At 54.7% G+C, this 12591-nt stretch carries 10 protein-coding genes and 1 pseudogene; 9 read left to right on the top strand and 2 right to left on the bottom strand.

The window, feature by feature from the left end; all coding sequences use genetic code 11:
- Positions 1-395 precede the first annotated feature (395 nt).
- The 4 genes from NQH49_RS14385 to glnB all read left to right on the top strand — a co-directional run bounded on the left by NQH49_RS14385 (position 396) and on the right by glnB (position 4246).
- The gene (locus tag NQH49_RS14385; protein WP_256697133.1) at positions 396-1823 is read left to right on the top strand and encodes a sensor histidine kinase; all 1428 of its coding nucleotides are present in this window, start codon (positions 396-398) and stop codon (positions 1821-1823) included.
- Between the two features lie 3 nt (positions 1824-1826).
- Entirely contained in the window at positions 1827-2498 is a 672-nt protein-coding gene (gene qseG, locus NQH49_RS14380; RefSeq protein ID WP_256697132.1) for a two-component system QseEF-associated lipoprotein QseG, read from the top strand.
- Positions 2499-2500: 2 nt separating this feature from the next.
- Positions 2501-3832, top strand: a complete 1332-nt coding sequence (glrR, locus tag NQH49_RS14375; RefSeq protein ID WP_256697131.1) for a two-component system response regulator GlrR — start codon at positions 2501-2503, stop codon at positions 3830-3832.
- 75 nt (positions 3833-3907) lie between these two features.
- Positions 3908-4246 (top strand): nitrogen regulatory protein P-II, encoded by a 339-nt coding sequence (gene glnB, locus NQH49_RS14370; RefSeq protein ID WP_007886217.1) that lies wholly within the window; start codon positions 3908-3910, stop codon positions 4244-4246.
- A 48-nt stretch (positions 4247-4294) separates the two neighbouring features.
- On the opposite strand, the pseudogene hmpA reads toward glnB, so the two are convergent.
- A pseudogene (gene hmpA, locus NQH49_RS14365) lies at positions 4295-5482 on the bottom strand (NO-inducible flavohemoprotein); the annotation flags it as partial.
- Positions 5483-5818: 336 nt separating this feature from the next.
- Between hmpA and glyA the strand changes: the two are divergent.
- Together glyA and NQH49_RS14355 are read left to right on the top strand one after the other, a co-directional pair.
- On the top strand, positions 5819-7072 hold the full coding sequence (gene glyA / locus NQH49_RS14360; RefSeq protein ID WP_176971039.1) for a serine hydroxymethyltransferase: 1254 nt from the start codon (positions 5819-5821) through the stop codon (positions 7070-7072).
- 129 nt (positions 7073-7201) lie between these two features.
- Positions 7202-8341 carry a 3-phenylpropionate MFS transporter gene (locus NQH49_RS14355; protein WP_256697128.1) on the top strand — a complete coding sequence of 380 codons (1140 nt, stop codon included), beginning with the start codon at positions 7202-7204 and terminating at the stop codon, positions 8339-8341.
- Here NQH49_RS14355 and csiE read toward each other — a convergent pair.
- Positions 8338-9606, bottom strand: coding sequence for a stationary phase inducible protein CsiE (gene csiE / locus NQH49_RS14350; RefSeq protein ID WP_008101480.1), 1269 nt, complete (start codon positions 9604-9606; stop codon positions 8338-8340). The genes NQH49_RS14355 and csiE overlap by 4 nt on opposite strands.
- A gap of 155 nt (positions 9607-9761) precedes the next feature.
- Between csiE and NQH49_RS14345 the strand changes: the two genes are divergently transcribed.
- The 3 genes from NQH49_RS14345 to NQH49_RS14335 all read left to right on the top strand — a co-directional run bounded on the left by NQH49_RS14345 (position 9762) and on the right by NQH49_RS14335 (position 12563).
- Positions 9762-10388: a DUF1007 family protein gene (locus NQH49_RS14345; protein ID WP_256697127.1), complete on the top strand. Its 627-nt coding sequence runs from the start codon at positions 9762-9764 to the stop codon at positions 10386-10388.
- Positions 10379-11359, top strand: a complete 981-nt coding sequence (locus NQH49_RS14340; RefSeq protein ID WP_256697126.1) for a nickel/cobalt transporter — start codon at positions 10379-10381, stop codon at positions 11357-11359. The genes NQH49_RS14345 and NQH49_RS14340 overlap by 10 nt, the downstream gene beginning before the upstream one ends.
- A 190-nt stretch (positions 11360-11549) precedes the next feature.
- Entirely contained in the window at positions 11550-12563 is a 1014-nt protein-coding gene (locus NQH49_RS14335) for an MFS transporter (protein ID WP_256697125.1), read from the top strand.
- Positions 12564-12591: the final 28 nt, after the last annotated feature.

Genomic DNA, 12591 nt, shown 5'->3' with positions numbered 1-12591 from the left:
TTCACTGACCGTCCGGTCCGCTTTTCTCCCGGATCCCGCTTCCTGTCTGGCATTCCTCTGATAATAAACGCTATTTATTTATTGGCACGATACTTGCTATACTCCTTACGTGGCTCATTCACCAGTTTATGATTGCCCCGCTTTAGCGGCTGAGCTCATAAAAACCGAATGACGCACCAAACGGAGCCTGTCGTCCACCTCACCGATAATCGTTTGCTCTGCAACGTTATCAAACATCGGACGCAACGTTGAGTTAGGCTCCACCTAATTTGCAAGCGATGCTGCGGCGTCGCTCCCACGGCAGGCCAAAAGGCCTGCCGTTTTCATATCTGGCCTTTCTTCCCTTTTGATACTTCGCTAGCATGCCTGCAGCTCACATTTAAGGAAGCGCGGTTGTGATGAAATGGCGTCTGTTTCCCCGATCTCTGCGGCAGTTAGTGTTAATGGCTTTCCTGCTGGTTCTGCTGCCGTTACTAGTTCTGGCGTGGCAAGCGTGGGAAAGTCTTTCGGCATTAAGCAACCAGGCGGCGGATACCAACCGCAACACCTTTACCGATGTGCGTCGCAGTGAAGCGATGGCGCGAACCGCGCTGGAGCTGGAGCGCAGCTATCGTCAATATTGCGTGCTCGGCGATGTGTCGCTGGCGAAGCTGTATCAAACGCAATGGACGCGCTACGGCCAAATGCTCAGCAGCCACGCCGCCAGTTTGCCCGATCTGCCTTCCTTTAAAGTGCTGCAAACCACCTTGCCGCAGCTGCAGCAGTTGCAGTGCGACAACGGCAATCCTGAGGCACAAGCCGCCAGCGCGCTGGAGCGCTTTTCAGATAACAATACGCAAATGGTGCAGGCAACGCGCGAAGTGGTGTTTTCGCGCGGTTTACAGCTGCAGCGTGAAATCGCCGATCGCGGTCAGTTTTTTGGCTGGCAGGCGCTGATTCTGTTCCTGATTAGCCTGGTGCTGGTTTTGCTGTTCACGGGGATGATCATCGGTCCGGTGAAGCGGGTTGAACGCATGATCAATCGATTGGGCGAAGGTAAGGCGCTGGGCGATAGCGGCAGTTTCCGTGGTCCGCGTGAGATCCGTTCGTTGGGGCAGCGCATCGTCTGGCTGAGTGAGCGGCTAAGCTGGCTGGAAGAGCAGCGCCACGAATTTTTGCGCCACCTGTCGCATGAGCTGAAAACGCCGCTTGCCAGTCTGCGTGAAGGCACAGAACTGCTGGCCGATCAGGTCGCAGGTCCCCTGAATGCCGAGCAGCAGGAAGTGGTGGCAATCCTCGATACCAGCAGCCGCCATTTACAGCGGCTAATCGAGCAGCTGCTCGATTACAACCGCAAACTGGCCGATGGCCCAATGGCGCTGAAGCCCGTGGCGCTAAATGAAATCATTGATTCGGTGGTAAAAGTGCACTCGTTGCCCGCCAATGCGCGTGAAATGACCACCCATGTTGATCTGCAAGTGCATCATTGTCTGGCGGAAGCGACGCTGCTGCAGCGAGTGATTGATAACCTCTATTCGAACGCCGTGAACTACGGCAGCGAATCCGGTAACATCTGGCTGCAGAGCCAGCAGAAGGGCAACCAGGTGTGGATTGAGGTAGCAAACACCGGCACACCGATTCCGGCTGAAGAGCAGGCGATGATTTTTGAGCCCTTTTATCAGGGCAGCCAACAGCGCAAAGGGCCGGTTAAAGGCAGCGGGCTGGGTTTGAGCATCGCCAAAGATTGTCTGCGCAGGATGCACGGCGATCTGCAGTTGGTAACACGCAAGGATGCGGATGTCTGTTTTCGTATCATTCTGACGACCAGCGCCGGGAATGCCTGATTAATGAAATTAACCCTATTCAAACTTGTGGCCAGTGCCGTGCTGGTTTTGGGCCTCAGCGCCTGCCAGGCACCGTCACAAGATCGTACGCAGCATAATGGCGTCAGCGTGCCAGAACCGGACGTGCGCTTGCCGGATTATCTGGCGACCGATTGCCAAAACGTCTGGCAAATCGAAACGCCAACCGCTTCAGGCAATCCGCTTTATTGGCAGCGCGCCATGGATTGCGCCGAGCGCTTATCGCCGGCCGAAGCGCGGGCTGAAGCACGTCGTTGGCCGGTGCAAGGCTGGGCGCGCGCCTTCAAGCAGGGCATCTTGCTCGCTAACGGTAACGTCACGCCGGTTGAGCGCCGTGATTTTGTCACCACCTTAGACGGTTACAGCGCGGCGTATCCGGCGGCGGTGCGTCCGTTGTTGCAGCTGTGGCGCAGCAATCAGGCGGCTCAACTGGAGCTGAGTGAAGCGCGTGGACGCTACGCCGCTTTGCAGCAGAGTAATGATGCGGAGATGGATAACCTGCGCCAGCAGCAAACCAAAATGCGTCAGTCGCTGGCCGATACCCAACGCAAGTTAGAGCGTTTAACCGATATTGAACGCCAGCTATCGTCGCGCAAAGCGCCCGACAGCAGCGACACATCGCACGGCGGCAGCGATGTGCAAAGTGAGGATCAGTAACCATGAAACAAGCCGCACGTTTATTGCTGGTGGATGACGATCCGGGCTTATTGAAACTGCTTGGCATGCGCCTAAGCAGTGAAGGCTATCAGGTCGCGACGGCCGCCAGCGGGCCAGAAGCCCTGCGCCATCTGCAAAAAGAGAAGGTCGATCTGGTGATCAGCGACCTGCGCATGGACGAAATGGATGGTCTGGCGCTGTTCGGCGAAGTGCAGAAACGTCATGCGGGCTTGCCGGTGATCATTCTCACCGCGCACGGATCGATCCCGGAAGCGGTATCCGCCACGCAACAAGGCGTGTTCAGTTTTCTGACCAAACCGGTTGATCGTGACGCCTTGTACAAAGCGATAGATGAAGCGCTGGCCCAGCGCGCGCCGATCAGCGATGACTGCTGGCGTGAAGCGATTGTGACGCGCAATCCGCAGATGCTGCGTTTGCTGGACCAGTCGCACATGGTGGCGCAATCTGACGTCAGCGTGTTGATCAATGGGCAAAGTGGCACCGGTAAAGAGGTACTGGCGCAGGCAATTCATGCCGCCAGCCCGCGCGCCACTAAGCCGTTCATCGCCATCAACTGCGGTGCGCTGCCGGAACAGCTTTTAGAGTCCGAGCTGTTTGGCCACGCTAAAGGCGCCTTTACCGGCGCGGTTAGCGCACGTGAAGGTCTGTTCCAGGCGGCCGAGGGCGGCACGCTGTTTCTCGATGAGATTGGCGACATGCCGCAGGCGCTGCAGGTGAAACTGCTGCGTGTGCTGCAGGAGCGCAAAGTGCGGCCGTTAGGCAGCAACCGCGATTTGGATATCAACGTGCGGATTATTTCCGCGACGCACCGCGACTTGCCCAAAGCGATGGAGAAGAAGAGTTTCCGCGAAGATCTCTACTATCGCCTAAACGTGGTGAACCTGAAGATTCCCGCGCTGCACGAGCGCGCTGAAGATATTCCGCTGCTGGCAAATCATCTGCTGCGCCAGTCGGCCGATCGCCATAAACCTTTTGTGCGTAGCTTCTCGGTGGATGCAATGAAGCGGTTGGTCAGCGCGGCATGGCCGGGCAATGTGCGCCAACTGGTCAACGTGATTGAGCAGTGCGTCGCCTTGAGTACCGCGCCGGTGATCGGTGATGCTTTGGTTGAACAGGCGCTGGCGGGCGAAAATACCGCGTTGCCCACTTTCGTCGAAGCGCGTAATCAGTTTGAGCTCAACTATTTGCGTAAATTGCTACAGATGACCAAAGGAAATGTCACCAACGCTGCGCGTCTGGCTGGACGTAACCGCACTGAATTCTATAAGCTGCTGTCGCGCCATGAATTGGACGCCAGCGAATTTAAAGAGTAGCTTGCTGCGGCGGCGGCAGGAACACGTATACTATATTTATCCGTCCATCATGGAGGGAGTTAAAAAGGATCTGTCATGAAAAAGATCGATGCAATTATCAAACCATTCAAACTCGATGATGTACGTGAAGCGTTAGCTGAAGTGGGCATCACCGGGATGACGGTCAGTGAAGTGAAAGGCTTTGGTCGTCAGAAAGGTCACACTGAGCTGTATCGCGGCGCTGAGTACATGGTTGATTTTCTGCCAAAAGTGAAAATCGAAATGGTGGTGGGTGACGATATCGTCGATACCTGCGTAGAAACCATTATGAAAACCGCGCAGACCGGCAAAATCGGTGACGGCAAAATCTTTGTCTTTGACGTGGCGCGCGTGGTGCGTATCCGTACCGGTGAAGAGGACGAAGAGGCGATCTAAGCCCCTTCGCGCATTGCCTGAAAAACCTGCCTTGTGCAGGTTTTTGTTTTACAGCACCTTGTGCGGGCCGAACACTTCGTAGTGGATGCGATCGGCATTGATGCCGGCGTCAACCAGCTGACGCGCGACAAACTGCATAAACGGCAGTGGACCACAGATCCAGAACTGACGATCGGCCTGGTTGAGCGCGGCGGATACGCTTGCTAAATCCACCAAGCCTTGCGCGTCGTAACGTCCGGCGTCTGCACCTTCCGGCTGACGATACCAAACGTGGCTGGTGAAGTTTGGCAGGCGTGCGCCAAGGGATTTCACCTCTTCGGCAAATGCATGCTGCGAACCGGCTTCTGCGGCGTGCAGCCAGTTAACCGCCGCCGGATGTTGCTGCTGCGCCAGGTTAGCCAGCATCGCCAGCATGGGGGTTTGACCGACGCCAGCCGAGATCAGCGTAATCGGCGTAGCGGCTTCAGCCTGCAGGAAGAAATCACCGGCTGGCGCAGCGCACTGCACGATATCGCCCACCTGCGCGTTATCGTGCAGCCAGCCCGACACGCTGCCCAGCGCTTCGCGTTTAACCGCGATGCGATAAAACTGCCCATTGGGCTGGTGCGTCAGCGAATACTGGCGATGCTGGATATTTTCAAAACCTGCCGGTTGTAAGCTGATCGCCAGATATTGACCGGGCAGGAAGGTTGCTACTGGCTGACCGTCGTTTGGCACCAGTTCAAAACTCTTGATCACCGCACTTTCCTGATTGATGGCGCGAATACGGAAATCACGCGCACCGCGCCAGCCGCCGGTTTTCTCTTCGGAGGCCGAATAGATGGCTTCTTCACGCTGTATAAACACATCGGCCAGCACACCATACGCTTTGCCCCACGCGGTCAACACCTCTTCACCCGGATGCAGCAGCTCATCAATCGTCGCCAGCAGATTTTCACCGACAATCGCGTACTGCTCAGGCTGAATGTTCAGGCTGGCATGCTTCTGCGCAATTTTCTCCACTGCCGGCAACAGCACGGCCAAATTTTCCAGATTGCTGCCATACGCCACAATGGCGTTGAACAATGCTTCCCGCTGATTGCCGCTGCGCTGATTGTTCATGTTGAACACGTTTTTCAGTTCAGGATGTTGCGTCAGTAAACGCTGGTAGAAATGGCCGGTAAGTTGCGGACCGATCTGGGCAATGGCGGGCAAGGTCGATTTGATGGTGGCGATGGTTTGCGCGTCGAGCATGGTGAAATCCTCAAGGTGAACTTAAACATGTATTTTAAATGCATCTTATGGGTAATCGCAGCGCCTGTAAATCCCCTGTTGTGATTAAGGATTAAGCAAAAGAGGTGCGAGCTGGCCCGCAAAGCTGAAATTCTTTCGCGATGAAAGTGAGCAAATTTCGTGATTTTCCGGTTTGCAAAAAAGCGTAAAAAACCCGTTCCAGCGCCATGCCAATCGTTTGCGCAAAAAGAGGGGATTGACGCTACCGTCACCTGTCAAAACCGTTTACACTGTTCGCCTTCGCCCCCTAGCCGGGGCCTAAACTGCCGTTAAAAAGTTAGCTGAGTCAGGAGAGTCCGGATGTTAAAGCGTGATATGAACATTGCCGATTATGATGCCGCGTTGTGGCAGGCTATGGAGCAAGAGAAAGTGCGTCAGGAAGAGCACATTGAACTGATTGCTTCTGAAAACTACACCAGCCCACGCGTAATGCAGGCCCAAGGTTCACAGCTCACCAACAAATATGCCGAAGGCTATCCGGGCAAACGTTATTACGGCGGATGTGAATACGTCGATATCGTTGAGCAGCTGGCGATCGATCGCGCTAAAGAGCTGTTCGGCGCAGATTTCGCTAACGTGCAGCCGCACTCGGGTTCTCAGGCCAACTTCGCGGTATATACTGCGCTGCTGCAGCCGGGCGACACCATTCTGGGTATGAACCTGGCGCACGGTGGTCACCTGACGCACGGTTCTCCGGTGAATCTGTCTGGTAAGCTGTACAACGTTATCCCTTACGGCATCGATGAAACCGGCAAAATCAACTACGAAGAGCTGGCTGAACTGGCGCAAACCCACAAGCCAAAAATGATCGTCGGCGGCTTCTCTGCTTATTCTGGCGTGTGCGACTGGGCCAAAATGCGTGAAATCGCAGACAGCGTCGGCGCGTACCTGTTCGTTGATATGGCACACGTTGCGGGCCTGATCGCCGCAGACGTTTACCCGAACCCGGTTCCTCATGCACATATCGTGACCTCTACCACCCATAAAACCCTGGCGGGTCCGCGTGGCGGCCTGATCCTGGCGAAAAACGGTGACGAAGATCTGTATAAAAAACTGAACTCCGCAGTGTTCCCGGGCGGTCAGGGCGGTCCTCTGATGCACGTGATCGCTGGTAAAGCAGTGGCGTTCAAAGAAGCGATGGAGCCAGAGTTCAAGACTTACCAGCAGCAGGTGGCTAAGAATGCGAAAGCGATGGTGGAAGTTCTGCTGGAGCGCGGTTACAACATCGTTTCCGGTGGCACACACAACCACCTGTTCCTGATCGATCTGGTCAGCAAAAACCTGACCGGTAAAGAAGCCGATGCCGCTCTGGGCCGCGCCAACATTACCGTGAACAAAAACAGCGTACCTAACGATCCGAAAAGCCCGTTTGTGACCTCTGGCGTGCGTATCGGTACCCCAGCGGTGACGCGTCGTGGCTTCAAAGAAGCTGACGTTCGCGAGCTGGCTGGCTGGATCGCTGACGTGCTGGACAACATCAACGACGAAGCGACCATCGAACGTACCAAACAGAAAGTGCTGGAAATCTGCAGCCGTCTGCCGGTGTACGCGTAAGTTTTACGCTTCTCTATGCAGTTCCAAAAAGGATGGCGCAAGCCATCCTTTTTTTATTGCCGTGGCGGCAGCGCTCTGACAAAGTAGCGGCCACTCGTGCTGCTCAGCAGTATTTTTGCTGGAGGGAATATGGCAATCGGCTCCGCCAAATGGCTCGGTTTGGGCTACTTCACTTACTTCTTCTGTTACGGCATTTACCTACCTTTCTGGAGCGTCTGGCTAAAAGGCACCGGACTCGATGCGGAAAAAATCGGCCTGCTGCTGGGTTGTGGCATGGTGGCGCGTTTTGTCGGCAGTTTGCTGATTGCCTCGCAGGTAAAAAATCCCTCACAGCTGATCACCGCGCTGCGCCTGCTGTCGCTAATGACCTGCCTGTTCGCCATCGGTTATTGGCTGGGGCAACAGTGGATGTGGCTGCTGTTCGTGATGATCGGCTTTAATCTGTTTTTCTCACCACTGGTGCCGTTAAGTGATGCGCTGGCCGCCACCTGGACGCAGCAAATCGGTCTGACTTATGGTCCGGTTCGTTTGTGGGGGTCGCTGGCGTTTGTCATCAGTTCTGCCTTAACCGGTATGCTAGTTACTGCGTTCTCGTCTCAGGCGATTCTGGTGCTGCTGTCACTGGGCGCGATCAGCATGTTGGGTGGGATGATGTTAACGCCTGCGACGAAGCCGCAGGGCAGTGAACGTCAGACATCCACCGATGGTGGCTGGCAGGCATGGCGTGATTTGCTGCGCGAAAATGCGGTGTGGCGCTTTATGTTATGCGTGACATTGTTGCAGGGCGCACATGCGGCTTACTACAGCTTCAGCGCGATTTGGTGGCAGGAGAGCGGTTATGCCGCATCGATTATCGGCTATTTATGGTCGCTGGGCGTGGTGGCTGAAATCATAATTTTTGCCCTTAGCAGCCGACTGTTCCGCCGCTGGAGTGCGCGCGATCTGCTGTTGTTATCGGGCGTGTGCGCTATTATCCGCTGGACAATGCTGGGCTCCAGCACCGCCTTGCCGTTGCTGATCGTGGCGCAGATTCTGCACTGTGGCAGCTTTACCGTCTGCCATTTAGCGGCGATGCGGTTTATTGCCGCGCGCCAAGGCGCGGAAGTGATTCGTCTGCAATCGCTCTATTCGGCGCTGGCCATGGGTGGCGGTATTGCGGTGATGACCATGATTTGCGGCGTGCTGTTTACGCATCTGCAAGGACATCTGTTCTGGGTGATGGCGTTAGTGGCGCTGCCGGCGCTGTTCCTGCGTCCGCGCGCCGCTTAGCTCTCCAGCAACTGGCGAATGCGCTGCTGCTGATGACTACTCAGCGGCAGCTCCGCCTGGATCAGCGGCGGTGAAAACAGCGGTAACGAAATGGCGTACGGCGTAATCACCAGCGCGATATCGCGCGGCGCGCCTTCACGCTGAAAGTGCACGACGTCCTGATAACTGATGTTAATCGGTAGCAGCGTCATTTCCCGCAGCTGCTGCTCCAGCAACTGCTCCAGCGCCGCATCCGCGCCCGTCAGCAGCAGCACCTGCTTTTCCTGCAATGCGCTCTCCTGCATCAGCCAGGCACCAAATAGCACCGCCACCAGACTCACCTCTTCAGCACTAAAGCGCGTGGCAAAATTACGGCTGAAATGCTCAAGTGCGCGTTCCGTGGTGCGCAGCAGGCGCGGATAAAGTCGTGCGACATCCAACGCCACGCTGTTATCAATGCCGATGGCGAAATGACTGCGATCCAGCGCCTGCGCCAGATGCGTAAAGAGTTGCTGAGTAAGTTCGGATCGATTTTTGAAGGTGGTTTGTGCCAGTTGCTCAAAGCGCGTAATCAGCGCTTCCACTGACTGCATCAGCTTTACCGCTTGTGGATGTTCCAGTTGCGTAGCGGTTGGCGCGTGAATCAAGCTAAACAACAACGTCCAGAAGTCGGTTTCGCTCACATCCGGCGCTATGTGGCAGCGTTTCTGCCAGTGATGAATCACGTCGTCGGCGGCAGCACGTTCGGCTTTTTCCGCCAGCCATGCGCGTTGCCCGTCATTGAACAGCGCGTTTTGTCGCTGACACAGCGAATACTTCATGAAGATTTGCAGAAACAGGCGGTCGCGTGCGCTGAAGTCGCGCGCCAGACGCAGGCTGCAGTGTTGGATTAGCGCCTGCAGGTTGGTTTCATCCCACAGCGCTTTCTCGATTTTCAGTACTTTCAGGCGCTGACGCAGCACCGGGGCAAAATGCTCGCAGACAAAATCCTGCGACAAACGCAGCGCGCGTCGCAGCCAGTGGATCAGGCACAGCCGCCTGTCCAGTTCCGTCCCATGAATGCGGAAGCTGCCATCGACCATCTGGTGTAGCTCCAGTTGATGGTAACGCTGTATCTCCTCTCCCACATCCGCGATATCCTGTCGGGCGACAACAGGCGCCACGCCATTTAACTGGCAGAGCTTTTCAAGCGTCAACGCGGGAGCGGGCAGAAATAGCAGCAGTAACAGATGACAACGACGCTGGGAGCGGCTGAAGAGTGGTGCAGAGGAAGGTGCAGAACTCATCAATGGTTTATCCGCAGGTCACTTTTGAGCTAAGAATAGCTAACTCCACGCGGTAACCTTGCACTTTGTCGTGACTTTTGTTCAGAGCTTTAGGGCGGGTCACAATTTTTCTGGACCACTCTACACTTCACTTTAAAATTGTTACTTTATAACACATGAAAATTGCACTCATTACGTTTACGCTGTTGTTCAGCACCGCAGCCTGGTCACATCCGCACAGCTTTATTGACATGAAAACCGAGTTCATCAGTGACAACCAACATCTCAGCGGCATGAAAATGGTGTGGACCATGGATGAGATTACCTCCGCCGATCTGCTGTACGACGCAGGTAAGGCCAAACCTGGCGATGTGGTATGGAAAAAGCTGGCGGCGCAGGTGATGGCCAATGTGCTCGGTCAGCACTATTTCACTGAAGTGTGGCAGGATAAGAATCGGGTTAAATTCCTCAACCTGCCGAAAGAGTACAACTTATCGCGTAACGGCAACAAAGCGGTGCTGGAGTTCATCGTGCCGTTTGGCGAGCCACAGTTATTAAGTGCGAAGCAGTATCGTATTCAGACCTTTGATCCCAGCTATTTCATTGATATGTATTACGATAATCCACAGGCATTAACCATGGACGACACCGTTAAATCGCACTGCCAAATCGAACTGCACACGCCGAAACCGGATGACTCGCTGAAGCAATATGCGCTGTCGCTGGATAAAGCCGATGCGCCGCCGGAGGATATGGACCTTGGCCAGCAATTCGCCCAAACGGTAACGCTGACATGTCACTGATTTCGCTGCCTTCCCGCTCACGTCGTTTATGGCCGCTGTGGCTGATGACGGCGTTATTACTGCTAGCGGGCGTGCTGCTGTGGCAGCACTGGTCGCAGATTTTGCTGCAAAGCGTGCTGTGGCAAAAAGTCCTGAATCGCGAGATGACGCAGCTGTTGCAGCAGGTCGCTGAACAACCGCAGCAGGCGGGTGTGACGCTGATGCTGTTCAGCCTTGTGTATGGCGTGTTGCATGCGCTGGGGCCGGGACACGGCAAAGTGGTGATCACCACCTTCCTCGCCACTCATCCGGCAAAGTTGAAAACCAGCATGAAACTGACGCTATTGGCGGCATTGCTGCAAGGCGGCGTGGCGATTGGTTTGGTGACGCTAATGCTGGTGGTGCTGCAAACTTCGTCGCGTCAGATGCATCTCGGCAGTTACTGGCTGGAGAAAGGCAGTTATCTGTTAGTCGTCGCGCTGGGTGTTTGGGTCGGTTGGCGTGCACTACGATCGCTGCGCCAGCAACTGCGCCCTCAGCCAAAGCTGCAGATCCACGCTATTCGTCCTACACATCAGCATGATGAACACTGCGGCTGCGGTCATGCGCATCTGCCCAGCGCCGCGCAAATGGATCAGGCGGTTAGCGCTAAAACGCAGGCGTTGGTGGTGTTTTCCATGGGGCTGCGGCCCTGTTCCGGTGCCATCATGATGCTGCTGTTTGCCAAAGTGATCGGCGTTTATGCGTGGGGCGTTGCCTCTGCCGTGGCGATGGCGGTGGGTACGGCGTTGACGGTTTCGGCGCTCGGCTTGTTAGTGCAGCGTTCCCGTGTGCTGGCGCAACGTTTAGGACAGGCTGGCGGCAGCCATCCTGCGGCCAGGCTGCTGGTTCCGCTGCTCGCCTTATTGGGCAGCGTGCTGTTAATCGTTGCGGGCGTTGCATTATGGCAAAGTGCTTCACCGGGCATTGGCGGCGGAATTCGTCCTTTTTGAAATTAGGATGTTTGGGTAGTGTAAATAACCCACTTCTGCAAGTGTTCCCCCTTCAATAGTTAATTAAATATCTCCTCCTGGTGTGCTGGTGAAAATAGATTTCTCTGTCTAAGATAAATTACACCAGTCAATGCTCTGGTGAATTGAGAAATTATAATATTTCAGAAAAACATTCTGCGAGGAGAAAACGATGCCTGAAACTCGGATTAATAATGGCAGCGTGGATACGGTGCACGAAGTGCATGGCGGCCTACCATTAAAGCGTATTTCCTGGAGCGCAGTGTTTGCCGGCGTTATCGCTGCGCTAATCATTCATCTTTTATTGGGGATATTAGGTACTGCGATCGGTGCAACATCCATCGATCCACAACAGGAACAAAATCCGCTGCAGCATCTGGGAACCGGTGCATTAATCTGGACTGGCGTGAGTATGCTGATTGCCATGGCCGTCGGTAGCTATGTGGCGGGACGTTTGGCACAGCGCGAAGGGGCGATGCACGGATTATTAATGTTTGGCGTCAGCACCATTTTGACATTATGGCTTGCCATTACCCTTGCGACTGGCGTTATTGGCGGTGCCTTTAATATTTTAGGTGCTGGCGTAAATGCCGTGGGCAATGGAATTTCCGCAGCTGCGCCATCACTGACCAATATGGCAAAAGAGAAGCTGCAGGAAAGTAATATCAATTTAGATGATTTAAAAAACGAATTACAAACCACGCTGCGTCAAACGGGTAAGTCAGAATTACAACCTGAGAATCTGCAAAAGGATGTAAATAACGAAGCCAATAATGCGCAAAATCAAGCGGAACAAACCGCACAAAATCCACAGAATGCTGATAATGATCTGGCTAATTGGTTGAAAGGCGTTATGAATCGTCATTCAGATACATTGCAGGCTGCCGATCGTGATGCGCTGAAAAATATTATTAAAGCGCGTACCGGTAAAAGCGATCAGGAAGTTGAGCAGATTGTGACGCAGACTGAAGAGAGCTACAAAAAAGCCGTACAGCAATATCAGCAATTGAAACAGCAAGCGGAGCAGAAAGCGCGTGAAGTGGCTGAGCAAGCGGCTGCCGCGACGGCGAAAGCAAGCTGGTTCACCTTCTTCATGCTGGTGATTGAAGCGGTACTGGCGGCCTTGATGGGACGCGTAGGACGCAAGACGCAACCGCGTCAGGTATTAAGTCACGAACGTCGGTAATAAAAAAGGCGGCTGATTCAGCCGCCTT

It is taken from the genome of Pantoea trifolii, assembly GCF_024506435.1.
GTDB classification, from domain to species: Bacteria; Pseudomonadota; Gammaproteobacteria; order Enterobacterales; family Enterobacteriaceae; genus Pantoea; species Pantoea trifolii.
Note: the sequence above shows the minus strand (reverse complement) of the source record. Positions and strands in the feature narration are given on the sequence as shown.

Excerpts from the sequence above, each read along its gene's own strand:
- NQH49_RS14335 (WP_256697125.1), top strand. The coding sequence starts at position 11,550 with ATGCCTGAAACTCGGATTAATAATGGCAGCGTGGATACGGTGCACGAA.
- NQH49_RS14355 (WP_256697128.1), top strand. The coding sequence starts at position 7,202 with ATGGCAATCGGCTCCGCCAAATGGCTCGGTTTGGGCTACTTCACTTAC.
- NQH49_RS14340 (WP_256697126.1), top strand. The coding sequence starts at position 10,379 with ATGTCACTGATTTCGCTGCCTTCCCGCTCACGTCGTTTATGGCCGCTG.
- glnB (WP_007886217.1), top strand. The coding sequence starts at position 3,908 with ATGAAAAAGATCGATGCAATTATCAAACCATTCAAACTCGATGATGTA.
- glrR (WP_256697131.1), top strand. The coding sequence starts at position 2,501 with ATGAAACAAGCCGCACGTTTATTGCTGGTGGATGACGATCCGGGCTTA.
- csiE (WP_008101480.1), bottom strand. The coding sequence starts at position 9,606 with ATGAGTTCTGCACCTTCCTCTGCACCACTCTTCAGCCGCTCCCAGCGT.
- glyA (WP_176971039.1), top strand. The coding sequence starts at position 5,819 with ATGTTAAAGCGTGATATGAACATTGCCGATTATGATGCCGCGTTGTGG.
- NQH49_RS14345 (WP_256697127.1), top strand. The coding sequence starts at position 9,762 with ATGAAAATTGCACTCATTACGTTTACGCTGTTGTTCAGCACCGCAGCC.
- qseG (WP_256697132.1), top strand. The coding sequence starts at position 1,827 with ATGAAATTAACCCTATTCAAACTTGTGGCCAGTGCCGTGCTGGTTTTG.